This window comes from Methylobacterium litchii, from assembly GCF_038442315.1.
GTDB classification, from domain to species: Bacteria; Pseudomonadota; Alphaproteobacteria; order Rhizobiales; family Beijerinckiaceae; genus Methylobacterium; species Methylobacterium litchii.
In genome coordinates this window covers 58,270-82,543 of the sequence record NZ_JBBXMY010000009.1, presented here as the reverse complement: position 1 = coordinate 82,543, position 24,274 = coordinate 58,270, and the positions used below count along the sequence as shown (strand labels likewise).

General features: G+C 69.5%; 19 protein-coding genes. 11 read left to right on the top strand and 8 right to left on the bottom strand.

All coding sequences use genetic code 11. The features are described from left to right. The first annotated feature begins 31 nt into the window (after nucleotides 1–31). Complete coding sequence (gene gatB, locus AAHF99_RS16875) at nucleotides 32–1,504, top strand: Asp-tRNA(Asn)/Glu-tRNA(Gln) amidotransferase subunit GatB (RefSeq protein WP_342165676.1); 1,473 nt, start codon at nucleotides 32–34, stop codon at nucleotides 1,502–1,504. 260 nt (nucleotides 1,505–1,764) lie between these two features. Next, the gene (locus AAHF99_RS16870) at nucleotides 1,765–2,040 is read left to right on the top strand and encodes a hypothetical protein (protein ID WP_342165821.1); all 276 of its coding nucleotides are present in this window, start codon (nucleotides 1,765–1,767) and stop codon (nucleotides 2,038–2,040) included. A 46-nt stretch (nucleotides 2,041–2,086) separates the two neighbouring features. Here the strand turns inward: AAHF99_RS16870 and AAHF99_RS16865 are convergent, their stop codons facing one another. Continuing rightward, nucleotides 2,087–2,554, bottom strand: a complete 468-nt coding sequence (locus AAHF99_RS16865; protein ID WP_342165675.1) for an Lrp/AsnC family transcriptional regulator — start codon at nucleotides 2,552–2,554, stop codon at nucleotides 2,087–2,089. A gap of 123 nt (nucleotides 2,555–2,677) precedes the next feature. On the opposite strand from AAHF99_RS16865, the gene AAHF99_RS16860 reads away from it, so the two are divergent. Continuing rightward, nucleotides 2,678–5,095, top strand: a complete 2,418-nt coding sequence (locus AAHF99_RS16860) for a transketolase-like TK C-terminal-containing protein (protein ID WP_342165674.1) — start codon at nucleotides 2,678–2,680, stop codon at nucleotides 5,093–5,095. Between the two features lie 177 nt (nucleotides 5,096–5,272). Continuing rightward, nucleotides 5,273–5,746: a helix-turn-helix domain-containing protein gene (locus AAHF99_RS16855; RefSeq protein WP_342165673.1), complete on the top strand. Its 474-nt coding sequence runs from the start codon at nucleotides 5,273–5,275 to the stop codon at nucleotides 5,744–5,746. A 6-nt stretch (nucleotides 5,747–5,752) separates the two neighbouring features. Here the strand turns inward: AAHF99_RS16855 and rsmD are convergent, their stop codons facing one another. From rsmD to AAHF99_RS16835, 4 genes are all read right to left on the bottom strand, one after another. After that, nucleotides 5,753–6,310 (bottom strand): 16S rRNA (guanine(966)-N(2))-methyltransferase RsmD, encoded by a 558-nt coding sequence (rsmD, locus tag AAHF99_RS16850; protein ID WP_342165672.1) that lies wholly within the window; start codon nucleotides 6,308–6,310, stop codon nucleotides 5,753–5,755. Between the two features lie 11 nt (nucleotides 6,311–6,321). Next, a complete protein-coding gene (locus tag AAHF99_RS16845; RefSeq protein ID WP_342165671.1) occupies nucleotides 6,322–8,250 on the bottom strand; it encodes a pseudouridine synthase in 1,929 nt (642 codons plus the stop codon). A 101-nt stretch (nucleotides 8,251–8,351) separates the two neighbouring features. Beyond that, nucleotides 8,352–8,528, bottom strand: a complete 177-nt coding sequence (locus AAHF99_RS16840; RefSeq protein WP_238249729.1) for a DUF1328 domain-containing protein — start codon at nucleotides 8,526–8,528, stop codon at nucleotides 8,352–8,354. Nucleotides 8,529–8,643: 115 nt separating this feature from the next. Next, on the bottom strand, nucleotides 8,644–8,835 hold the full coding sequence (locus AAHF99_RS16835; protein WP_243955795.1) for a CsbD family protein: 192 nt from the start codon (nucleotides 8,833–8,835) through the stop codon (nucleotides 8,644–8,646). A 116-nt stretch (nucleotides 8,836–8,951) separates the two neighbouring features. On the opposite strand from AAHF99_RS16835, the gene AAHF99_RS16830 reads away from it, so the two are divergent. Further along, entirely contained in the window at nucleotides 8,952–9,410 is a 459-nt protein-coding gene (locus tag AAHF99_RS16830) for a nucleoside deaminase (RefSeq protein WP_342165668.1), read from the top strand. On the opposite strand, the gene AAHF99_RS16825 is transcribed toward AAHF99_RS16830, so the two are convergent. Continuing rightward, complete coding sequence (locus AAHF99_RS16825; RefSeq protein WP_342165667.1) at nucleotides 9,407–11,203, bottom strand: outer membrane beta-barrel protein; 1,797 nt, start codon at nucleotides 11,201–11,203, stop codon at nucleotides 9,407–9,409. The genes AAHF99_RS16830 and AAHF99_RS16825 overlap by 4 nt on opposite strands. A gap of 245 nt (nucleotides 11,204–11,448) precedes the next feature. After that, nucleotides 11,449–16,284 carry an NAD-glutamate dehydrogenase gene (locus AAHF99_RS16820; protein WP_342165666.1) on the bottom strand — a complete coding sequence of 1,612 codons (4,836 nt, stop codon included), beginning with the start codon at nucleotides 16,282–16,284 and terminating at the stop codon, nucleotides 11,449–11,451. A 147-nt stretch (nucleotides 16,285–16,431) separates the two neighbouring features. On the opposite strand from AAHF99_RS16820, the gene AAHF99_RS16815 reads away from it, so the two are divergent. From AAHF99_RS16815 to AAHF99_RS16800, 4 genes are all read left to right on the top strand, one after another. Then, nucleotides 16,432–16,851, top strand: coding sequence for a MarR family winged helix-turn-helix transcriptional regulator (locus AAHF99_RS16815; RefSeq protein ID WP_342165664.1), 420 nt, complete (start codon nucleotides 16,432–16,434; stop codon nucleotides 16,849–16,851). Nucleotides 16,852–16,870: 19 nt separating this feature from the next. Continuing rightward, nucleotides 16,871–18,160 (top strand): MFS transporter, encoded by a 1,290-nt coding sequence (locus tag AAHF99_RS16810; protein WP_342165663.1) that lies wholly within the window; start codon nucleotides 16,871–16,873, stop codon nucleotides 18,158–18,160. Nucleotides 18,161–18,343: 183 nt separating this feature from the next. Continuing rightward, nucleotides 18,344–19,510, top strand: coding sequence for a multidrug effflux MFS transporter (locus AAHF99_RS16805; protein WP_412759907.1), 1,167 nt, complete (start codon nucleotides 18,344–18,346; stop codon nucleotides 19,508–19,510). A 77-nt stretch (nucleotides 19,511–19,587) separates the two neighbouring features. Then, nucleotides 19,588–20,082, top strand: coding sequence for a DoxX family protein (locus AAHF99_RS16800; protein WP_342165661.1), 495 nt, complete (start codon nucleotides 19,588–19,590; stop codon nucleotides 20,080–20,082). 3 nt (nucleotides 20,083–20,085) lie between these two features. Here AAHF99_RS16800 and AAHF99_RS16795 read toward each other — a convergent pair whose 3' ends face one another. Beyond that, nucleotides 20,086–21,522, bottom strand: coding sequence for an MDR family MFS transporter (locus AAHF99_RS16795; protein ID WP_342165660.1), 1,437 nt, complete (start codon nucleotides 21,520–21,522; stop codon nucleotides 20,086–20,088). Nucleotides 21,523–21,745: 223 nt separating this feature from the next. Here AAHF99_RS16795 and AAHF99_RS16790 point away from each other — a divergent pair, with 223 nt between their 5' ends. Both AAHF99_RS16790 and guaB read left to right on the top strand, forming a co-directional pair. Next, nucleotides 21,746–22,633, top strand: a complete 888-nt coding sequence (locus AAHF99_RS16790; RefSeq protein ID WP_342165659.1) for a DUF3313 domain-containing protein — start codon at nucleotides 21,746–21,748, stop codon at nucleotides 22,631–22,633. Nucleotides 22,634–22,780: 147 nt separating this feature from the next. After that, nucleotides 22,781–24,274 (top strand): IMP dehydrogenase, encoded by a 1,494-nt coding sequence (gene guaB / locus AAHF99_RS16785; RefSeq protein ID WP_243955810.1) that lies wholly within the window; start codon nucleotides 22,781–22,783, stop codon nucleotides 24,272–24,274.

Genomic DNA, 24,274 nt, shown 5'->3' with positions numbered 1-24,274 from the left:
CACGTTGAAGCCGTCGCGGCCCGGACCGATCATGAACGCACCCGTTGACCCCAAGAAGCTGATCAAGGGCGGCCTGCACGACTGGGAAGTCGTGATCGGGATGGAAATCCACGCCCAGGTGACCAGCAAGGCGAAGCTCTTCTCCGGCGCCGCGACGGCGTTCGGCGGCGAGCCGAACGACCACGTCTCGCTCGTCGACGCGGCGATGCCGGGCATGCTGCCGGTGATCAATCAGGAATGCGTCGCCCAGGCGGTGCGCACGGGGCTCGGCCTGAAGGCCCAGATCAATCTGCGTTCGGTGTTCGACCGGAAGAACTACTTCTACCCGGATCTGCCGCAGGGCTACCAGATCTCGCAGTACAAGGACCCCATCGTCGGCGAGGGCGAGGTTCTGGTCGACATGCTCGACGGCTCGTCCTTCACGGTCGGCATCGAGCGGCTGCATCTGGAGCAGGATGCGGGCAAGTCCCTGCACGATCAGGACCCGACCCGCAGCTTCGTGGATCTGAACCGCTCCGGCGTGGCGCTGATGGAGATCGTCTCCCGGCCAGACCTGCGCTCCTCCGAGGAGGCGAAGGCCTACGTGACGAAGCTGCGCACGATCCTGCGCTACCTCGGCACCTGCGACGGCGACATGGAGAAGGGCAACCTTCGCGCCGACGTGAACGTCTCCGTGCGCCGCCCCGGCGATCCGCTCGGCACGCGCTGCGAGATCAAGAACGTCAACTCGATCCGCTTCATCGGGCAGGCGGTGGAGACCGAGGCGCGCCGCCAGATCGCGATCCTGGAGGATGGCGGTAAAATCGATCAGGAGACGCGCCTGTTCGATCCGGGCAAGGGCGAGACCCGCTCGATGCGCTCCAAGGAAGAGGCGCACGATTACCGCTACTTCCCCGACCCGGACCTGCTGCCGCTCGAATTCGACCAGGCCTTCGTGGACGAACTCGCCAAGGGCCTGCCGGAACTGCCGGACGCCAAGAAGGCCCGCTTCGTCAAGGATTACGGGCTCTCGACCTACGATGCCGGCGTGCTCGTCGCCGAGCGCGCCTCCGCCGATTATTACGAAGCGGTCGCCAAAGGCCGCGACGGCAAAGCGGCGGCGAACTGGGTCATCAACGAGCTGTTCGGCCGCCTGAACAAGGAAAGCCTCGGCATTGAGCAGACGCCGGTCTCGGCCGACCAGCTCGGCGCCATCGTGGACCTGATCGGCGAGGGCGTGATCTCCGGCAAGATCGCCAAGGATCTGTTCGAGATCGTCTGGTCCGAGGGGGGCGACCCGCGCGCCGTCGTGGATGTGCGCGGCATGAAGCAGGTGACGGACACGGGTGCCATCGAAGCCGCCGTGGACGACATCATCGCCAAGAACCCCGACAAGGTCGCCCAGGCCAAGGAGAAGCCGACCCTGCTCGGCTGGTTCGTCGGCCAGACCATGAAGGCAACCGGCGGCAAGGCCAACCCAGCCGCCGTCAACGCCCTGCTGAAGGCCAAGCTCGGGATCGAGTGACGTATCCGGCCTTCGCCGGTCCAGCGTCGAAAGCGTGCGGGCGTGGGATGTGAATCCCGCGCCCGTTGTCGTTTCAGCGCGTTACGTTTGATGAGGCCAAATCATCCAGCAATAAATATCACGGCTTCGATGGATTAAAATTAGGCAATATTGATGTGTGAGGAGGCACTTTAGCAGTACGACTGCACTGGTATGGCTCCATCTGCCGGCAAAAGAAGCAACAACTGCCCAGATGGAGTGCATTCATGCGAAAACTCGCAATGGCTGTCGCCGCCCTCGCCACGCTGCTGCTCGCAGCGCCGAACCACGCCCAGGCGCGCTCCGACACGCTGATGGATTTGCTCGCCGGGCGGGATACGCCGGCCTGCCCGCGCTACCAGCAGACGCCGCAGGACAAGTGCAACATCGTCGTCAAGCGACCGGGCGGGAACCCGACGCAGGACATGACCGGCTCCATCGGCCACGCGAAGTCCTATTGGACCAATGGTGGCCCACGCTGCAAAACGATCTGCCGTTTCACGGGCATCCAATACTGACGCTCCGCCGCGCGATCCCGGCCGTCCCCGTGGCGGCCGGGCCCTTCTAGAGCGGCAGAACGTTCGTATACTTCACCTGTCCCAGGGCGAAGCTCGATTCGATGGAGCCGACGCCGCCGAGACGGGTGAGCTTGTCCTTCAGGAAGCGCTCGTAAGCCGCAAGATCGGGCACCACGACCCGCACGAGGTAATCGTGCCGCCCGGTCATCAGGTAGCACTCCACCACCTCCGGCCAGCGGGCCACGGCCTCCGCGAAGCGGTCGAGTTCCTCCTCCCGCTGCCGTTCGAGCTTCACCGAGGCGAAGACCGAGATCGGCAGGCCGACCCGTGCCTGATCGACCAGGGCGACATAGCCCTTCAGGATGCCCGCCTCCTCCAGCAGCCGGATACGCCGCAGGGTGGGGGAGGGTGAGAGCCCGACCCGTTCGGCGAGGTCCTGCACCGTGATCCGCCCATCCCGCTGCAATTCGGCCAGGATCTTGCGGTCGATGGCATCTATCGCGCGTTCTGGCATCTTCTGCTGTCCACGGCCGCGCTCTTAGTGGGATCGGCCAAAAAAATATGGCTGCGGAGCGGATTTGGCAATTCCTGCTGTTGGCCTCATGCGATGCTGGCGCATCTGCCGAAGAGACCGCCGATGTCCCCCGCCATTTCGCCCGAAGCCACTCACGCCGATCCGCGCCTGCCCTTCCTCGGCGAGCTTGAGCGCCGGGCCCTGTGGCTCTCCACGTGGATGATCCACAACGCCAACCACATCCGTCCGAACCACGACGGGATGAAGGTCGGCGGGCATCAGGCCTCGTCCGCCTCCATGGCAACCATCCTCACGGCGCTCTACTTCGCGGCGCTTCGGCCGGAGGACCGGGTGGCGGTGAAGCCCCATGCCGGGCCGGTCTTCCACGCGCTGCAATACCTCGCCGGGCGCCAGACCCGCGAGAAGATGGAGAATTTCCGCGGCTTCGGCGGCGTGCAATCCTACCCGTCCCGCACCAAGGACACTGACGACGTCGATTTCTCCACCGGCTCGGTCGGCCTCGGCGTCGCGCAGACGCTGTTCGGCTCGCTGGTGCAGGACTACGTCCGCGCCCATGGCTGGGGCCTGGATAAGCCGGAGGGCCGCATGGTCGCCCTCGTCGGCGATGCCGAAATGGATGAAGGCAACATCTTCGAGGCCCTGATGGAGGGCTGGAAGCACGGCCTGCGCCGGACGTGGTGGATCATCGACTACAACCGTCAGAGCCTGGACGCGGTGATCCGTGAGGGCCTGTACACCCGCTTCGAGGAGATCTTCCGCTCCTTCGGCTGGGACGTGGTCGTCCTGAAATACGGGTGCCTGATGGATGCGGCCTTCGCCGAGCCCGGTGGCGAGAGCCTGCGCCGCTGGATCGACACCGCGCCGAACCAGCTCTACGCGGCCCTGACGTTCCAGGGCGGCGCGGCGTGGCGCAAGCGCCTCAACCAGGACCTCGCCGGCGAGCCCGACGCCCTGTCCCTGGTCGCCCGCCGCGACGACGACGAACTCGCCGCGCTTATGGGGAACCTCGGCGGGCACGACATGGTGAACCTGTTGAAGGCCTTCGAGGCGGCCGACAACGACCGCCCGACTGTCTTCATCGCCTACACGGTGAAGGGCTACGGCCTGCCGCTCGCCGGCCACAAGGACAACCATTCCGGTCTCCTCACCCCCGCCCAAACGGAGCTGTTCCGCGAGAAGGTCGGCGTCCGCGCCGGCCACGAATGGGAGCCCTTCGAGGGCGCGCAGATGCCGGAGGCGGATCTGCGCCGCTTCATCGAGCACTCGCCGTTCTTCTCGGCGGGGCCGCGCCGCTATGCGGCGCCGAAGCTGCCGGTGCCGGCGGATTTCCCGTGCCCCCGCCAGCCGAGCCTCTCCACCCAGGCCGGCTTCGGCCTGATCCTCAACGAACTCGGCAAGCAGGAGACGCCGCTCGCCGAGCGCATCGTCACCACCTCGCCGGATGTGACCGTCTCGACCAATCTCGGCGGCTGGGTGAACCGGCGCGGCCTGTTCGCGAAGCAGGAGATGCGGGACCTGTTCAAGTCCGAGCGCATCCCCTCGACGTTCAACTGGGACTTCTCCACGAAGGGCCAGCACATGGAGCTGGGCATCGCGGAGATGAACCTGTTCCTGTTGCTCTCGGCGCTCGGCCTGTCCGACCGCCTGTTCGGCGAGCGGCTGATCCCCATCGGGACGCTCTACGATCCCTTCATCTGCCGGGGCCTCGATGCCCTGAATTACGCCTGCTACCAGGATGCCCGGTTCATCATCGGCTCGACCCCCTCGGGCGTGACGCTGGCACCGGAGGGCGGCGCGCACCAGTCGATCAACACGCCGCTGATCGGCATGGCGCAGGACGGGCTCCTGACCTTCGAGCCGGCCTTCGTCGACGAGCTTTGCGTCATCATGGCCCACGCCTTCGATTACGTTCAGCGCGACGGCAAGGAGGGCGGCTCCGTCTACCTCCGGTTGTCCACCCGCAGCCTCGCCCAACCTCAGCGTGAGATGAGCCCCGCGTTGAAGCACGGGATCATTGAGGGCGCCTATTGGCTGCGCGAGCCCGGCCCAAACGCCGACCTCGTCGTGGCCGTGACCGGCGCGCCGACGCCGGAGGCGATCGAGGCGGTCGGGCTCATGGCCGAGGACCGCCGCGACATCGGCCTCCTCGCCGTTACCTCCTACGACCGGCTCAATGCCGGATGGTCGGCAGCCCAGCGCGCCCGCGAGGCGGGGGACCGGGAGGCACGCTCCCATATCGAGGACCTACTCGACGGACTGCCGCCCCATTGCCGGCTCGTGACCGTGGTCGATGGGCACCCGGCGACGCTGGGGTGGCTCGGTGCGGTCCACGGCCACCGCACCCGCGCCCTCGGCATCGAGCGGTTCGGCCAGACGGGCACTGTCGCGGACCTGTACCGCCATTACGGGATCGATGCGGAGGGCATCGTCGCCGCCGCCGGAGCCCTGTCGCCGGAGAAGCCGATCCGCTCGCGGGGCTATGGCCACCGCATCGGGCGCGGCATCCCTCTCCACGCCTGAGCCATGCACTGGAAGCCGGGCGCCCTGCAGTGCCTGGCTGTTTTTCCGTCAGGCGACGGCATCCTTTCCGCGCGGCGCCCATAGCCTGTTCATCGTCATCGCGTTAGATCGCCTTACGACCAGGGGTTGAGGTGCCGAGGAATTCGGCGGCACCGGATTCCTGCCGGAGCGGTAGCGATGAGAAAGACGAAGCCGAAGCAATCCACCCCCGTCGATCAGGGCATCGGCAGCCGGATCGCGCTCCTGCGCACCGCCAATGGACTGAGCCAGTCGCAGCTGGCCGAAGCGCTGGGAATCAGCTTCCAGCAGGTTCAGAAGTACGAGGCCGGCAAGAACCGCGTCGGCGCCGGGCGCCTTCAGGCCATCGCCGACCGGCTCGGCGTGTCCGTCGCGACCTTCTTCGAGGACACGACTCAGCCCCCGCCCGACGACGCCATCGAAATGCTGCTGCACAGCGACGGGGCCATCGATCTGCTGCGCGCCTACGCCACGATCACCGACGAAGAGGTGCGCCGGAGCATCCTCACGATGGTGAAGGCGATGCTGCGCGTCTCCAAGGCCACCACGTCCGGTGCCGAGGAGGAGACGGGCAAGGCTCCCGCGAAGGCCGAGGCCGCCGAGGCACGGGCGGAGAAGCCGGCCGCGCACTGAGCGCGGTCAGGCCGCGTAGCGCGCGATCGTGACCGCCGTATCGCCGTAGACCCGCCGTTCGAGTTCGGTGAAGCCCAGCGGCAGCGCCACCGTCGCCGAGGCGACCTCCTCCACCACCGCGAGCGCATCCTTTGTCAGCCAGCCCCCGGCGGCGGCGCTGGCCAGGGCTGCCGGAGCGAGATCCTTGCCGTAGGGTGGATCGCAGAACAGCAGCGAGAATCGCCCCGCAGGCCCGGCCTCACCGAGTTTCGTCGCATCGCGCCGGAACAGGCGGGTGATGCCTTCCGCGCCGAACGCCTCGATGTTCGCGCGGATCACACTGCGCGCCTCGGTGCCCTCATCGACGAGGAGCGCGTAGGACGCCCCCCGCGACAGGGCCTCGAATCCGAGGGCGCCCGTCCCGCTGAACAGGTCGAGCACCCGCGCGCCCTCCACGGCATCGTCGTAGCCGTGGGTGAGCACGTTGAACAACGATTCGCGCAGGCGGTCGGAGGTCGGACGGATGGAGTCCGTCCGGGGGGTGGCCAGACGCCGCCCGCGCCACTGCCCGCCGACGATCCGCATGGGCGCCGGCCTTACCGGGTGCCGCGCGGCGGACGACCGCCGCCCTTCGGGCCGCCGGGCTTGCCACCGCCGGGACGGCTTCCGCCCGGCTTGAACCCACCGGCCTTGAACCCGCCGCCGCCCGGCTTGCCGCCGCGACCGGCCGCGCCACCGGGCTTGCCCCCGCCGGGACGGCCACCGCCGCCGAAGGACTTGCCCCCGGGGCGATCACCAAAGGATTTGCCCGCCGGGCGTTCCCCGAACGGCTTGCCGGCTGGACGATCCCCGAAGGACTTACCCGCAGGACGATCCCCGAAGGATTTCCCCGACCCGCTGGAGCGGCCCTTGAAGCCCTCGCCCTCGGGGCGCGGGGCGCGACGCTCGCCGCGCTGTCCGCCGCCCTCGTTGCGGTCGAAGGAGCGCCCGCGCGGCGGGGCTCCCCCCTCGCGGCGCGGGCCGTTGCCCCGGAAGCCCGTGTTCTCGCCCTCCTCGCGGGGACGCGACGCCCTCGGCGGACGAGTGCCCGTCGGCCGGTCCTGGCCGCGTGGGGGGCGCTCGTCGCGGCGTCCCTCGAAGCTGGAACCGGCGGGCGGCGCCTTCGAATAGCGGCGGCGGGGCTCCTCCCGCACGGCGGGCTGGGCGGGCGTGGGCGACAGCCGCTCCACCAGCACCCGCCGGTCGCCGGACTTGATGGCGCCGACGCGCTCGCGGCCGCGCTCGGCCGCCTGCGCCTGATCGATGCGCGGATCGGCGCCCCGCCGGGGCGGACGGCCGGGCTTGTAGGGCCCGTCATTCTGCGCTTCGTCCCGCCATACGGAGCGCTGCGGATTGGGGCCGGAGCCGCCGGTCGAGACCCGCTGCGGGGCGGGCCGGGCGGGCGCGCGGCGATCCTGGCGCTTGCCCTGGTCGGCGTCCGAGCGGGCGGGCTTGGCGCCGCCGCCGAAGGCCGCGATCGGCTCGCGCACCGGGCTCTCGAAATCGACGCCGGCCTGCTCCGATAACGTCTTACCGAGCTGATCCTTGAGGACGCGGGTGCGCACCTCCTCCACCAACCCGACTTCGAGGTCGCCAAGCTGGAACGGCCCGAACGACATGCGGATGAGCCGGTTCACCTGCAGGCCAAGATGTTCGAGGATCCGCTTGACCTCGCGGTTCTTGCCCTCGCGCAGGCCGAGCGTCAGCCACAGGTTGTCGCCCTGGACGCGGTCGAGGGTGGCCTCGATGGGGCCGTATTCCATGCCGTCGATGGTCACGCCCTTGGAGAGGCGGTCGAGTTGCGCCTGATCGGTGTCGCCGTGGGCGCGGACGCGGTAGCGGCGCAGCCAGCCTGTGTCGGGATGGGCGATGACCTTCGCGAGACCGCCGTCGTTCGTGAGGAGCAGAAGGCCCTCAGTGTTGATGTCGAGCCGGCCGACGGCCACGACGCGCGGCAGGTCCTCAGGCAGAACCTGGAAGACGGTCTGCCGGCCCTCGGGGTCGCGGGCGGTGGTCACGAGGCCGCGCGGCTTGTGGAAGATCCACAGGCGAGTGCGCTCGCGGGCGGGCATGGGCTCGCCATCCACCACAACTATGTCGTCGTCGGTGACGTTGAGGGCGGGCGAATCGATCACCTCGCCGTTCACGCTCACGCGGCCGGCGAGAATCATCGCCTCGGCGTCGCGGCGGGAGGCGAGGCCCGCCCGCGCGATAGCCTTCGCGATCCGCTCGCCCGCGAAGCCGTTCTCCGGCTCGTCCTCGGCGGGTGTCGTATCTTCGGTGGGAGCGGCCGGCGCAGCGGCACGGCGCTTCATCGTGGCATCGCCGGAGGGGGCGGAGCGGGTCTTGCCGCACGGCGCCTTCTCCTCGGCGAGATCCTTGGCGCTGCCTGCATCGGTGGACGGCTGCCAGGAAGCCTCGCGCTCTTTCGATTGCGCGTCGTCCCGGTCCTTGCCCGGGTTTTCGTCGTTTGGAATGTCGGTCATTGGCGGCCCATATCAGAGCCGCCCCTCTCAGGCGAGACCGCTGGAGGCATCCGGCGGGCGAGGATACGCAATCGCCCGGCCGGATCGCTCATTGGGGACTGTTACAGCCTGGGCGAACGCCCACGCATCACGCCGAACACGGCGGAGATCAGGAACAGGGCAATCGCAACGAAAAACACGAGCTTGGCCGCTTCGACGGCCGTGCCGGCGATGCCGCCGAAACCCAGGAGGGCCGCGACGAGGGCGACGACGAGAAAGGTAATGGCCCAGCCGATCATGGGAAACTCCTACGCCGTGGGGCAGAATGGTACCCTATCGGTACCACCTCTTTCGAAGACAATACGGCCCGGCAGCGGACGTTTCGGTGAAACCACGCGCCGGACCGCCGAGGAATCAGAGCTTGTCGGTGGCCGACTTGACGGTGTCCTTGGCGTCGCCGACCGTGCTCTGGGTCTTGCCCTTGAGCTCCTGGGCGGCGCCGTCGGTCTTCATCTTGTCGTTGTTGGTCGCGTCGCCGATGCCCTGCTTGGCCTTGCCAACCAGCTCGTTGGCCGCGCCCTTGATCTTGTCAGTGGTGCTGCTCATGGCGTCACTCCATTCTGTCTTGTTACGGCATAGCCGCGTCGGACCAGCAACGGGCATGCATCGAGGAATGTTCCGCTTGTTAACATCTCCGATGATCACGAAGATCGGAGCACCGCGTGCCGCCGAGTGATGAAACGGCGCCGTTCGATCTCGCTTTCGCGGCCGCCCGCCGGGCGGCGGAGGAGGGTGAGGTGCCGGTCGGCGCGGCCGTCGTGAAGGACGGACGGGTCGTCGCCGTGGCGCACAATCGGCCGAAGGCTTTGCGCGACCCCACGGCACACGCGGAGATTCTGGCTATCCGCGCGGCCTGCCTCGCGCTCGGTGACGAGCGCCTTTCGGGCTGCGATCTCTACGTGACGCTGGAACCCTGCCCCATGTGCGCGGGGGCGATCTCCTTCGCCCGGATCCGCCGCCTGTATTACGGCGCCCTCGATCCGAAGGGGGGCGGGGTGGAGCACGGGCCGCGGGTCTTTAACCAGCCGACCTGCCACCACGCGCCGGAGGTGTATGGTGGCTTTCGCGAGGGTGAGGCCGCCACGATGCTGCGCGACTTCTTCGCCGCGCGGCGCGATTAGGGGTTCACCCGCATCCCGATCAGGAACGTGTTGTCCCGGAAGCTGGAGAAGGCCGAGGTACTGTCGATCTGTTGATAGATGTATGTGCCGCGCAGGGTCAGCCAACGGTTGAAGCGGTAATCGAGCCGGGCGGTGGCCGAGAAGCCGTTATCGCGGATGGTGCTGTTCTTGTACTCGTTGTGCAGGACCGAACCACCGAGCACGATGGATAGGTTGCGCAGCAGATCGTGCTGCACCTCCAAGGTCGCGACCTCGGTGAGCACGCCCGCCGAGCCGGGGATGGTCGTCTCGGTGACGCCGGTCGCCGCGTTGAAGCGCACGGTGGTGAGGGGCGTCGCGGTCCAAACCAGCGTCGCGTTCACGAGGGGGGCGTCGATGTCCCGGAGGGTGCGGTCGGCGTAGCTGCGGTGCTGGATGCCGGCCGAGACCTCGCCGGTCACCTGACGGGCGAGGCCGAGCGAGGCGCCCACGAGGACGCCGACGCCATCCGAATCGCGCTGGACACCCGAGGAGTCGATGCGCTGATCGTAGACGCGGGTGTCGCCGATCACGTCCACGAAGGGCGAGAGGTCGGGGTTGATCTCGTAGGCGGTGCGCAGGCGCAGGCTGTACTGGTTGAGGTTGCGGTCCGCCTGCCGGATCGTGCCGCCGTTGGTCAGGCGCACGTCCTCGAACTCGGACCGGTCCACGAGGCCGCTCAGTGTCACCGAGAGGCGATTGAAGGTCTGCGTCGCACCGAGCGTGGCGCCGTACAGGGCGACGAGGGGGCGGCTGACGGCCGAGGCCGCCTGAAGGTTCGGCGTCGTCGTCCGCTGGGTGTCGATGAGGAAGCGGCCCTGGGCATCGATCCGCAGGTCGCGGTTGGCATCGACACGCAGGTTCACGATGCCGTCCGCCGCCGGGCGGCTCGCCATCTCGTTCTGCGGCGTTTCTAGATAGGCGCCGCGCAGCGAGCCACCGAGGGAGCTGGACGACCAGTCGCTGCGGAAATCCACCGTGCCCTCGGTCCGCAGGGCGGCCGAACTCTTCGCAAACTGGCGGGTGGTCTGGTCGGGGTTCGAATCGTAGCCGATGCTTTGGGTGAAGGTCGGCAGCACCGTGAAGGTGCCGATCCGGTAGCCGACCTGCGCATAGGCGGGATCGGCGGCGGGGATCGGCCGCGACAGGTCGGTGCCGAGGATGAAGCCCGGTGTCAGCAGACCGAGCGCCGGGTTGGTGGCCAGCAGCGGCAGGCGCGAGCCCGTGGCCGTGTAGGGCAGCGGAACGCCGACCACGGCCTCCTGCACCACGGGCGTCAGCCGGGGCGATTGCACCGAGGTCTGGGTGCTTTCCCGAATGGTCCCGCGGATCGCCGAGCCGTTGCGGCGGGACGGCGCCGCGCGGAAGCGCAGGGCCGGGGAGAGGCCGCGATTGAAGACCGCCGTCGACTTGCCGCCCGTGCGCTCTCCGCTCATCGTCACGCGGTCGTCGAGGCGGAAGGTGTTCGGATCCTGAAAGCCCTGGCTTGTCGCGTTCGATTGGGACGCGCCCGCGCCGGATTCCCCGCCGAGTCCCAGCGTCGCCGGAGTGGTGCGGCCGTCGCTGTTCGGGTTGTCGGGCAGGCGCCGGCGAAGCTGCGGCAGGCCGTTGGCGCCGGCATCGAGCCCGGAACCGGGATTGTCCGGGGCGCCCTGCACCGGGCTGATGGCATCGAAGCGGGGCGGCGCTTGCGCGGTGGCGACGCTGGACAGTCCGACGAAGCCGAGGGCCAGGGCAGCGCCGGCGGCCGGCACGAAGACGGCTCGCGTCGTCACGGCATCGCTGTCGGTCTTCCAGCCCCGCACTCGCCGCCCCCGTCCCGCAAAACGCAACTGAAAATCGGCCGATAGCCGAAATGACAGCGCTGATTGCTGCCGACCATCATGGTTAATTGGTCGTAGCAGGGTACGGTTAATGGCCGGTCAACGGCGCTAAGCCCCCGAGATCGTTCGGAGGCAATCCATCCATTGCTATCGCGGCTGTCGAGAGCTTTCCCGACACGGGAATGCTGCGTTTGCCGTCAATTGGCCCGCGCCAGATCCGCGAGCAGGCTCGCGGCGACGGTCGCCTTCGACACCGTCAGGTCCGAGGCGGCGATGCCTTCCACCGCGTCGCGGATGCGGGCGAGCGCCGGCCCCCGCGCCTTCACCCAGGCGGCCACCGCCTCCGGGCCGGCGCCGATATCCGCCACGACCTCGGCCGTCAGCCGGCGGTGAGCGGAGGCGATGCCGGCAACCGCCCGTTCCAGGGCGATGCGGTCGAACGTGTCCGACACGGGCGCCGTCCGCGCGGCGGCGGCCAAAGCGTCGAGGCCGAACTCGCGCTCCAGTACGAAGTGGGTCGAGGCGATCTCCTCCACCGGCCGCCCGCTCGTTTCGGCGACGCGCACGATGTCCGGCGCGGAGACCAGCGCCCGCAGGCTGGCGAGGCGGCGGGCGCGGGGCTGCGCCATGCCGCGCTCGGTGAGTTCGGCCTCGCGGGCTTCGACTTCGGCGAGTGCGTCCTCGCCCAGCACCTGAGGCAACGCCGCCTCCACCGCCGCGACGCCATCCCGGTAACGGGCGACGATGGGCGAGAGGCCGCCCGACAGGTCGAGGTTGCGAATGAACCAGACGATGCGGTTCGCCAGGACCTCCTGCACCTCGGCGTAGAGGCCGAGTTGCGCCTGCCCCCCGATCCGCCCCGCCAGCCCGTCGATGGCGAGGTTCAGTTCCATCAGCCCGAAGGCGTCCCGCGTCGCGGCGTAGGCTTTGGCGATGGTGGCGGCATCCGCCCCGGTGCCATCCACGAGGCGCGTCACCAGCGAGGGGCCGCCCCGGTTGACGATGATGTTGGCGAGCGCCGTCGCAATGATCTCCCGGCGCAGGCGGTGGCCCTTGATCGCGTCGGGGAAGCGCTCGCGCAACTCCTTCGGGAAGTAGCGCTGCACCTCGCGGTCGAAATACGGGTCGTTCGGCACGGCGCTCGCGAGGATCGCATCGTGCAGGGACAGCTTCGCGTAGGCGAGGAGCACCGCGTATTCCGGCCGGGTCAGGCCCTCGCCTCGGCGCATCCGCTCGGTGAGGGTGGCATCGTCGGGCAGGTATTCTACCGACCGGTCGAGCCGGTTCTCGGCTTCCAGCGCCTGCATGGTCCGCATGGCGAAGCCGGTCTCGCCGAGCCCGCCGCGCTGAGCGAGGGATAGGCTGAGAGTCTGCAACTCGTTATTGCGCAGGACGAGGTGCCCAACCTCCTCCGTCATGGCGGCGAGGAGTTCGTTACGCGCGTCGTAGGTCAGGCGTCCGTCGCGCTCGGGACCCATCAGGGCGATCTTTATATTCACCTCCACGTCGGAGGTGTTCACGCCGGCCGAGTTGTCGATGGCGTCGGTGTTCAGGCGCACGCCGGAGCGGGCCGCTTCGATACGCCCGCGCTGGGTGAGGCCGAGATTGGCGCCCTCGCCGATCACCTTGGCGCGCAATTCCGGCGCGGCGATGCGGATCGCGTCGTTCGCCCGGTCGCCGGCATCCTCGTCGGTCTCGGTGGTGGCGCGGATATAGGTGCCGATCCCGCCGAACCAGAGCAGGTCGGCCGGGGCCTTCAGGATCGCCTGCATCAGTTCGGCCGGCGTCGCCTCGGCGCGGTCGAAGGCCAGCGCAGCACGGATCTCGGCGGAAAGGGGGATAGTCTTGAGACTGCGGGAGAGGACCCCGCCGCCGGAGGAAATTAGCGCCTTGTCGTAGTCGGCCCAGGATGACCGGCCGAGGGCAAACAGCCGCTCGCGCTCTGCGAAGCTCGTCGCCGCATCGGGGTTCGGGTCGAGGAAGATGTCGCGGTGGTCGAAGGCGGCGACGAGTCGGATCGTCTTCGAGAGCAGCATCCCGTTGCCGAACACGTCGCCCGACATGTCGCCCACGCCGACCACGGTAAAGGGGTCGGATTGGGTGTCGAGATCCATCTCGCGGAAGTGGCGCTTCACCGCCTCCCAGGCGCCCCGCGCCGTGATGCCCATGCCCTTGTGGTCGTAGCCCTGGCTGCCGCCGGAGGCGAACGCGTCGCCCAGCCAATGGCCCTTCTCGATGGAGATGGCGTTGGCGATGTCGGAGAAGGTCGCCGTGCCCTTGTCCGCCGCGACGACGAGATAGGCGTCGTCCGGGTCCTGCCGCACGGTGTTCGGCGGTGGGACGATCTCGCCGTCCACGATGTTGTCGGTGAGTTCGAGGAGCGTGCGGATGAAGATCCGGTAGCTCTCGGTGCCCTCCGCCATCCAGGCGGCGCGGTCGGAGGCCGGGGGCAGGCGCTTCGGGAAGAAGCCGCCCTTGGCGCCCACCGGCACGATCACCGCGTTCTTCACCTGCTGCGCCTTCACGAGGCCCAGGATCTCGGTGCGGAAATCCTCCGGCCGGTCGGACCAGCGCAGACCGCCGCGCGCGACGTAGCCGAAGCGCAGGTGCACGCCCTCGACCCGGGGCGAATAGACGAAGATCTCGAAGAGCGGCCGGGGCAGGGGCATCCCCGACACCTTGGCGCAGGCGAACTTGAAGCTGATCGTGCCGCGCGGGGCGCCGGCCTCGTCCGTCTGGAAAAAGTTCGTGCGGATCGCCGCCTCGATCAGGTTCACGAAGCGCCGCAGAATGCGGTCGTCGTCGAGGCTCGTGACCTCGGCGAGCGCCGCCTCGATCCGCGCGCGGATGTCCGCCTGCGCCGCGTCGCGGTCGCCCTCGGCCGCGGGGTCGAAGCGGGCATGGAACAGGGCGACGAGATCGCGGGTGATGCCCGCGTGCCGGGCGAGCGTCCCGGCGATGTAATCCTGCCCGTAGCGAATGCGCAGCTGGCGCAGGTAGCGGCCGAAGGCGCGCAGCAGTGCGGCCTCGCGCCAGGGGAGGGCGGCTTCGAGGACGAGGCGGTTGTAGCCGTCGGATTCCGCGAGATCGTCGGCGATGGCGAGCATCGCCGCTTCGAGGGGCTTTTCCAGCGCGGGCACGTCGATGGGCGTGCCGGTCGCGCGCTCGATCAGCATGTCGTGCAGCCAGATCCGGTCCGCCTCGCCCGTGCCGGGCGGCTCGACGCGATAGGTCCGCTCGTTGATGACGCGGAAGCCGAGGTTTTCGAGCCCCGGCACCCGGTCCGACAGGGCGATGGCGGTGCCCCGCGAGAAGACCTTCAAGCGGATCTGCGAGGGCGGGTCCGTCTCCCGCCGGCCGATGGAGACGGCGCGGGGGTTGGTGTCGCTCAAGGCATCGAGGGTCGCGACGTCATCGACCGCCACCTCCGGCACGAAGTTTTCGCGATAGGCAGCCGAGAACGCCTCGGCGTAGCGTGTAGCGAGCCCCCGCGCACGGCCGCGCTCGGCCAGGGCGGCGCGCAATCCGTCCGCCCAGGTGCGGACGATGGCGGCGATCCCGGCTTCCAGCGTGGCGGGGTCGCGCTCCGGCGGCGCCTCCTCCGACAGGCCGATGATGTAGTGGGTGCGCGCCAGCGGCCCTTCCGGGAAGTCCGGCTGCGCGACGGAAAGCCGGCCGCCGTAGCTCTGCGCGAGATAGGCGCCGATCTTCGCGCGGATGCCCGAATCGTAGCGGTCCTTCGGCACGTAGACGAGGAGCGAGACGAACCGCCCGAACCGGTCGGGCCGGGACAGGACGCGGATGCGCGGCCGGTCGGCGAGGTCCACGATGCCGAGGGCGAAGCGCGTCAGCCGCTCGATGTCGATCTGGAACAGGTCGTCGCGCGGGTAGGTCTCCAGCACCGCCAGGAGGCTGCGGCCGGCATGGCTCGTCGGGTCGAGCCCGGCGCGGGCGAGAACCGCCTCCACCTTGCGGCGGATCACCGGCACCTCGCGGGCGGGGCTGGCATAGGCCGCCGCCGTGAACAGGCCGACGATCCGCACCTCGCCGGCGAGCTTGCCGGCGGCGGAGAACAGCTTCACCCCGATATAGTCGAGATGGTTCGACCGGCGGACGCGGCTGCGGGCGCTGGCCTTGGTGATGATGAGCGCCTGCGGCTCTTCGAGGAAGGCGAGGATCTCGGGCGTGTAGTCCACGAGGCTCCCGCCCCGGCGCAGCACCGCCGTGCCCGGATCGCGCAGAACGCCGAGGCTCGTATCGGGCACGAGCGGATGCTGGTCGCCTTGAATGCCGTGTTCCTGCATCCCGAGCAGGGTGAAATGGCCGTCGGCCAGCCAGTTGAGGAAGGCGCGGGCCTCGTTGGTCTCGGCCTCCGGGAGGGGCGACGGCGTCCGCCCGTAGCTCGCCGCGAGGTCGTCGAGTCGCGCCCGCATCTTCTCGTGGTCGGCGGCGACGTGGGCGACGTCGTGGTGGACCTGGACGAGACTCGCTTCGAGGAACTTGCGTGCCTCGCCTTCCAGGCGATCCAGATGGATGTGGAGCAGGCTCTCCCGCGCCAGCGTGCCGTGGGCGTCGGCGGTGGTCTCGCCCACGACGCGGATCAGGCCGCCGTTCGCGTCGCGCTCGACGCCGAGGATCGGATGGGCGACGAGTTGCGCCGTCAGCCCGTGGAAGGTCAGCGCCGCCAGCGTCGAATCGAGGAGGAACGGGCGGTTGTCGTTGACGATTTCGAGCACCGTCACGTCCCGCTGCTTGCCGTCGCGGGGAAGCGTAAGATCGGACAGCCTCAGCCGCGCTGGGTCGCCCGGATGGCGGGGGGCGGCCAGGAACTCCCGCGCGCGGCCCGCGAGGTCGGCCAAGGCATCGGCCGGGTAGGGCGACAAGTCCTCCGGCGGGACGCGGCCGAACAGGTCGCGCACGAAGCCGCCGGGCCCGCCCTGGCCGGTCACGAGATCGGCGGCCGCATCGATGAGCCCCGTCCGGGCGCTGCGCTCTTCGTGGGAGGAGAGGGCGGTGGCGGTCTCGAGGGTCATGCGAGTCTCCCGTACCGGGTTTGCAGACGGACTGAGCGTTACCAGAGCCGTTCAGCGAGTCGATGACACCCGCCAGGGCGGGGGAGTCGATCCCGGCGATCCGTCACCCGCTTGCTCGACGGCAGTTAGGTGCATATACACGCATCCATGAACGCGCCCCCGGCCCTGGAGCGAGACCTCTGCACCTGCGGCGCGCTGCGTCGGGCGGCCCGTGCCGCCACGGCCCTCTACGATCAGGCGCTGAAGCCGACCGGGCTGCGGGTCACGCAATACGCCATCCTGAGAATCCTCGACCGCTGCGGGCCGCTGCCCGTCACCCGGCTGGCCGCCGAGGCGGACCTCGAACGCACCACCATGGCGCGCAACCTCGACCCCTTGGAGCGGCGCGGTCTCGTGCGCGTCGGCACGGGGGAGAACGACGCGCGCAGCCGCCTGGCCGAACTGACGGAAGCCGGCCGCGCCACCCTCGCGGAGGCAAAGCCGCATTGGCAGGCGGCTCAGGAGCAACTGGCGCAGCGGATCGATCCCGATTCGGTGCGGTCGCTGGCCGAAGCGTTGCGCGCATGAGCGCGGGAGACCCGACACCATGACCTCTTCCGCCGAGACCCGCCCGGCCCCACGCTTCCATTACGCCTGGGTGATCGCGGCGGTGACGTTCGTCGTGCTTCTCGTCGGAGCCGGGGTGCGCGCGACGCCGGGCGTGCTCATCGTGCCCTGGGAGAAAGAGTTCGGCTGGAGCGCGGCGACGATCGGCATCGCCATTGCGATCAACATTTTCCTCTACGGGATGATCGGCCCGTTCGCGGTGGCGATCATCGAGCGGTTCGGCTTGCGCGCCTCGGTCTGCAGCGCGCTGCTCGTCCTCACCGTCGGCACCAGCGCCACCAGCCTGATGCAGACGCCCTGGCAGATGATGCTCCTCTGGGGCCTCGTCGTCGGCTCGGGCTCCGGCATGGTCGCAAACGTGCTCGGCGCCACGGTGGCCGGGCGCTGGTTCGGCCAGCGCCGGGGCCTCGTGATCGGCCTGTTGACCGCCAGCAGCGCCACCGGCCAATTGGTCTTCCTGCCGCTCCTGGCCCACCTCGCCGTCGATTACGGTTGGCGGACGGTCTCCTTCACCGTCGCGGCGGCGACGCTCGTCCTCGTGCCCTTGGTCTGGCTGCTGCTGCGCGACCGGCCGTCCGATCTCGGCTTGCCGCGCTACGGCGAAACGGCGCTCCAGCCGGTTCCGGTGCTCACCGAGAACCCGGCCAAGCGGGCGCTGCGTGGCCTCGCCATGGGCCTGAGCTCGAAGGATTTCTGGCTGCTGGCCGGCACGTTCTTCATCTGCGGCGCCTCGACCAACGGCCTCGTGGGCACGCACCTGATCCCGGCCTGTTTCGACCACGGCATCCCGGAAGTCACCGCCGCCGGCCTGCTGGCCCTGATGGGCATCTGCGACCTCGTCGGCACCACGGCCTCCGGCTGGCTCACCGACCGGTTCGACTCGCGCAAGCTGCTGGCGTGGTACTACGCCCTGCGCGGGCTCTCGCTGATCTTCCTCCCCTACTCGTTCGATCTGAGCTTCTACGGCCTGTCGCTCTTCGCCGTGTTCTACGGGCTCGATTGGATCGCCACGGTGCCGCCCACGGTGAACCTCGCGGGCAAGGCCTTCGGCGAGGGCAACGCCGCGCTGATGTTTGGATGGATCGCCGCCGCGCACCAGATCGGCGCGGCCTCCGCGGCGTGGCTCGCGGGCGTGGCCCGCACAGGCAGCGGGACCTACACCCAGGCCTTCGTGGCGGCGGGCATCCTCTGCCTCGTCGCGGCGATGATGTCCCTCTTCGTCGGGCGCCGGCCCGAGGCCGAAGTCGGGATGCGCCCGCAGCCGGCCTGAACTGCGGCCCGCGCGGGGCGATGAGCGTTAGAAGGACACGCGCCGAGGCGGTGAGCCGTCCGGCCTTCCTGTTTCGCGAGTCGCCCCTTGTCCGATGCCCTTCCGACCGTGAAGGCCGCCGAAACCCGCCGCGCCTGGGTTGGGCCCGGCTTCACCGAGTTCGTCGCCATCGTCGCCCTCATGATGGCGGTGACGGCGATCTCCATCGATAATCTTTTGCCGGCCTTCCCGGCCATCGAAACGCGGTTCGGCGTCACCGATCCGAACCACCTCCAGCTTCTCGTCTACGTCTACATGCTCGGCTTCGGGCCGGCGCAGATCATCTACGGGCCGCTCTCGGACGCCCTCGGGCGGCGCCCGGTGCTGATGGCGAGCCTCGCCGTCTACGTCGCGGGCTGCGTCCTCGCCATGCTGGCGCCGAGCTTCGGTTGGCTGCTTGCGGCGCGGGTCATCCAGGGCATGGGCGCGGCCGGCGGGCGGGTGCTCTCCACCGCCATCGTGCGCGACCGCTTCGCCGGGCGCGAGATGGCGAGCGTGATGTCCCTCATCATGATGGTGTTCCTGATCGTGCCGATGATCGCCCCGGCCATCGGCGGCGCGATGCTGGCCTTCGGCTCGTGGGTCTACGTCTTCGTCTCGATGCTGATCCTCGCCTTCATCGTGACGGCGTGGTTCGGCTGGCGGATGCCGGAGACGCTGCACCCGGAATACCGCCGCCCCCTCTCGCTCAAGGCGACGGCGCAGGCGGTGCGGCTCACCCTCTCGACCCGCGTCGCGGTCGGCTACGCCACGGCGCTCGGCCTGCTGACGGGGTGCATCATGGGCTATGTCGGCTCGGCGCAGCAGGTGTTCGACACGGGGCTCTACAAGCTCGGGCCGCTCTTTCCCGTCGCCTTCGGCCTCGTGGCGGGCGCCATGGGCGCGGCGACGCTCATCAACGCCCGCGTCGTGCGCCGGCTCGGGATGCGCACGCTCTCGCAGGCCGGGACTCTGGCCTTCACGATCGTCGGGCTGGGGCAGGTGGCGCTGGGGTTCGCCTATGACGGACACCCGCCGCTGGCCCTGTTCCTCGGCGTGCTGGCGGCGAACCAGTTCCTCATCAGCTTCGCCATGCCGAACTTCAACGCCCTGGCGCTCGAACCCCTCGGCGCGGTGGCGGGCACGGCCTCGTCGTTCCTCGGCTGCTACACCACCATCCTCGGCGCGTTGTGCGGCTACCTGATCGGCCACGCCTTCGACGGCACCGTGATGCCCATCGGCATCGGCTATGCCACCCTCGGCGGCCTCGCCCTCCTCGTGGTCGCGTGGACGGAGCGCGGGCGCCTGTTCGCGCCCGGGTCATCCACCTGATTTACGGTTGCGCTTAACGGGGCGTTCAATCGAAGCCGCGAGTCTGAGGAACTTCCTCGCGCCCCGGACTCACCCTCATGCTCGCCCGCGCCAACGATGCCACCCTTCTGGCCGCGCGCCTGTTGCTGGCGGCGGCCCTGTTGCCCACCGGCATCGCCCGCGCCCTGAACGTCTCCGGCTTCGCCCTGACGCTCGCCGGAGCCGGCATGCCGTTCCCGAATGCCGTCGCGACGACGGCGGTCGTGGTGCAGGTCTTCGGGCCGCTCGCGCTCATCCTCGGGGTGCTGCCGCGCCTCACCGGCCTCGCGCTGGCGCTGTTTTCCGCCGCGACGGCCTGCGTGCTCCACGCCTTCTGGCAGTTCACCGGCCCGGCCCTGGTGGCCGAGCGGACGCTCATGCTGGCCGATCTCGGCCTCGCGGGCGGCTACCTCCTCTATGCGATGACCGGCCCGGGGGCGTGGAGCTGGCAAGGCTGGCGCATGGGCACACCCGCGCCGCGCGCGAAGCCCGCTTCCAAGTCGAGTGCGAAGTCCGGCGGCGGGCGCCGCGCGCCCCAGGCCCGCGCGGCCTGAGGCTCAGCTTCGCCCCGGCGCCGCGTTCGACGGCGTCGCGGCGATCTGCCGGCCCGACACCTCGGCGCCGGCCTCCGGCGCTAGGGCGCGGAAGGGAAACACCGACAGCAGCGAGATGACGGCCACCGCCAGGAAGGCCGGGCCGAAATCCGACGCCTCGATCGCCGTCCGCCCATGGAAGGCCGCCGTGCCTTCCAGCGCCAGCGCCCCGAAGGTGACGCCGAGGCTCAGCGAAAGCTGCTGCGCCACGCTGGCGAAGCTGGTCCCGGCGCTCATCTGCGGCTTGTCGAGGTCGGCATAGGCGATGGCGTTCACGCAGGTGAACTGCACCGAGCGGCAGCACCCGCCGACGAACAGGACCGCCAGCATCACGAGATGGGGCGTCTGCGCCGTGAAGAGCCCGTTGACCGCCAAGAAGGCCGAGGCCAGCACGGCGTTCACCACCATCACCCGCCGAAAGCCGAACCGGCGCAGGATCGCGGGCGCCATCGTCTTCACGAACATCGCCCCCGCCGCCGCCGCGAAGGTGATGAGGCCGGAGCGCAGGGCATCGAGCCCGAAGCCGATCTGCAGCATCAGCGGCAGGAGGAAGGGAATGGCCCCCGTGCCGATACGGAACAGGCTTCCGCCCGTCACCGCCGCGCGGAAGGTCGGGTAGCGCAGCAGGTCGAGACGCACGACCGGATGCGCCACGCGCCGCGAATGCCAGAAGTAGCCCGGCAGCAGCAGGCAGGCGGCGGCGAAGCATCCCCAGGTGACGGAAGCCGGCAGCAGGTGCCGCCCCAGCGACGCAAGGCCCAGCATCAGCGAGGCGAGACCGGCGCCGAGCAGCAGGAAGCCCAGCACGTCGAGGGGCGGGCGCTCCTCCTCACGCAGGTCCTCGAAGTAGAGCGTCGCGAGGATGAACCCGACGATGCCGATGGGCACGTTGATGAAGAAGATCCAGCGCCAGTCGAGCCAGGTGGTGATGAGCCCGCCGAGGGGCGGCCCGATCACCGGCCCGACCATGGCCGGCAGGGTCAGATACGAGAGGGCGGTGACGAGTTGCGCCTTGGGCGCGGAGCGCAGCACCACGAGGCGCCCGACCGGCACCATCATCGCCCCGCCCATCCCCTGGAGGAAGCGGGCCGCCACGAACCCGCCGAGACCGTTCGCCCCGGCGCAGGCCAGCGACCCCGCCAGAAAGACGCACAACGCGGCGCGGAACACGGTGCGAGCCCCGAACCGGTCGGCCGCCCACCCGCTGACGGGAATGAAGATTGCGAGGCTGACGAGATACGCCGTCAGCGCGAGCTTCAGAGCGATGGGGTCCTCGTGAAGGCTCGCCGCGATGCTCGGCAGCGCCGTGGCGATCACCGTCGAGTCGGTGTTCTCCATGAAGAGGGCGGTCGCCACCGTGAGGGGGACGATCCGTTGGGAGAGGGTCAGGGAACGGGGCATCGGACGGGAGACGCGCAAGGCCATGTGGGGTTGCGGCGTTTTCCATCTGGGCGTTTCAGAATTGTATCCGCGAAGCCACAGCCGGAGCGTGGCGGCATAGCCAAGGTAGCTTGGCCGCTATCCTCACGGGGGCGTGACGGATAAGCTTTCGGCAAGGACCGGCGTTGCGCCGTCCGGCCCGCGTGGCGGGCGCTCCACCGAGAGCGTGATATTGAGAGAGCGGATGCAATCCAGCCGGCCTGACCGTCGCGCCTTGTCTCGCCTGTTGGCTGCGGCGGCCCTGATGACGGGGGTCGCGGCATGCGGCACCGTGATCATCAACTCTTCCGGATCGCTCACGCGCTACGACCGGCTCCAGCGTTCCGCGGCCACCGCCACCGAGGCGCGGCTCTACATCGACAGGCCGGCCGTCGAGCGCGCGCGCACCGTGCGCATCATTCCGACCTCTTTCCCCGCCGAGGTTCTGGGGTCGGGGCCGCTCACGGCCGCCGACCGTCGTCTCATCGCCAACGCGGCCGACCGGGCGCTCTGCTACGATCTTTCCCTGCGCTACGACATCGTGACGAGCCGCGACGCGGACCTCACCGTCCGGGCCCAGGTGACGCACGTGGAGCCCACGAACCTCATCGGCGCGGGCGGCACCATCGCCGGCTCGGCGGCGGTGAGCATCGCCTCGCAACTCGGCGTCGGCTTCGCGGACGGCATCGGCCGCATCCCGATCCCGCGCCTGCCCATCGGCCTCGGCAGCCTCACCGTCGAGGCCGAGGCATTGGACCGCCGCCACCAGCAGAGGGCCGCGATGGTTTGGGGCGGCGCCGCCAACTCCTTCACGAGCCAGCCGCGCTTCGCGGCCTCCAGTGATCCGTACGACCTCGCGGGCGAGTTCGGGCAGGATTTCGGGTACTTCATGGCCCGTGGCGAGGACCCGTTCCTGGCCCCGAACACCCTGCCGACCTGGGACCGCATCCGCGTGACGATCCTCGGCGAGGCCCCCCTCGATCCCGATTGCGAGGCCTTCGGTCGGGCGCCCGGCATCGATGGCATCGCGGCGGACTATATCGGCCTGCCGCCCGAATACGCGGACAAGGGACCGGCCGTCCCCGCGCGCTGAGGCCTCCGCGCCTGCCAGCCATGCACACAAGCCTACCGCATCGCGGCATCCTCGCATTGGCGTGGCTGCATCTTGCGTGATAGGGCCACTTGCCAACCCGCTCCCCGCGGCGCGACCCGCGCCGCTCGCTTCAAGGACCGTTGGCACATGGCCCGACTCAGTTCCGCGTCGATCATCGAGGGCCTGACCTTCGACGACGTGCTGTTGAGGCCCGCCGCCTCGTCGGTGATGCCGACCGAGGTGAACATCGCCTCGCGGCTCACCCGCACCATCGCCCTCCACATGCCGATCATGTCCTCGGCGATGGACACCGTGACCGAGGCGCCGATGGCCATTGCCATGGCCGCCATGGGTGGCCTCGGCGTCATCCACCGCAACCTCGAGCCGCCGGAGCAGGCCGCTCAGGTCCGCCTCGTGAAGAAGTACGAGTCCGGCATGGTGATGAACCCCATCACCATCCACCCCGACGAGACCTTGGCGGACGCCCTGGAGATCATGCGGGCGAACCGCATTTCCGGCATCCCGGTGGTCGAGCGTGGGCCGAACGGCAATCGCGGCAAGCTCGTCGGCATCCTCACCAACCGCGATGTGCGCTTCGCCACCGAGGCGAGCCAGCCCGTGTCCGAACTCATGACCCGCGACCGGCTCATCACCGTCCGCGAGGGCACGACGCAGGACGAGGCCAAGCGCCTCCTGCACCAATTCCGTATCGAGAAGCTTCTCGTCGTCGATGACCATTACCGCTGCATCGGCCTGATCACGGTGAAGGACATCGAGAAGCGGGTCGCCTACCCGAACGCAGTGAAGGACGAGCAAGGCCGCCTACGCGTCGCCGCCGCCACGACCACCGGCGATGGCGGGTTCGAGCGGGCCGAGCGCCTGATCGATGCCGGCTGCGACGTCATCGTTGTCGACACCGCTCACGGCCATTCGATCAAGGTGCTCGATAGCGTGCGCCGGGTGAAGCAGCTCTCGAACGCCGTGCAGGTGGTGGCGGGCAACGTCGCTACCCGCGAGGGCGCCCAGGCGCTCATCGATGCCGGGGCGGACGCCATCAAGGTCGGCATCGGACCGGGCTCGATCTGCACCACGCGCATCGTGGCCGGCGTCGGCGTCCCGCAATTGACCGCGCTGATGGAAGCCGTCGAGGCCGCCTCGGAAGCCGGCGTGCCGGTGATCGCCGATGGCGGCATCAAGTACTCGGGCGACCTCGCCAAGGCCATCGCGGCGGGCGCCTCGGTCGCCATGCTCGGCTCGCTGCTTGCGGGCACCGACGAGGCCCCCGGCGAAGTGTTCCTGCACCAGGGCCGCTCTTACAAGTCGTATCGCGGCATGGGCTCGGTGGGCGCCATGGCGCGCGGCTCGGCCGACCGCTACTTCCAGGCCGAGGTGAGCGACACGCACAAGCTCGTGCCGGAGGGCATCGAGGGTCAGGTGCCCTACAAGGGCCCGGTGGCCGCCGTGCTGCACCAGCTCTCAGGCGGCCTGCGCGCGGCGATGGGCTATGTCGGCGCCGCGACGGTGCCGGAGTTCCAGGAGCGGGCGCAGTTCATCCGCATCACCAATGCGGGCCTGCGCGAGAGCCACGTCCATGACGTGACGATCACCCGCGAAAGCCCCAACTACCCCTCCCGGACCTGA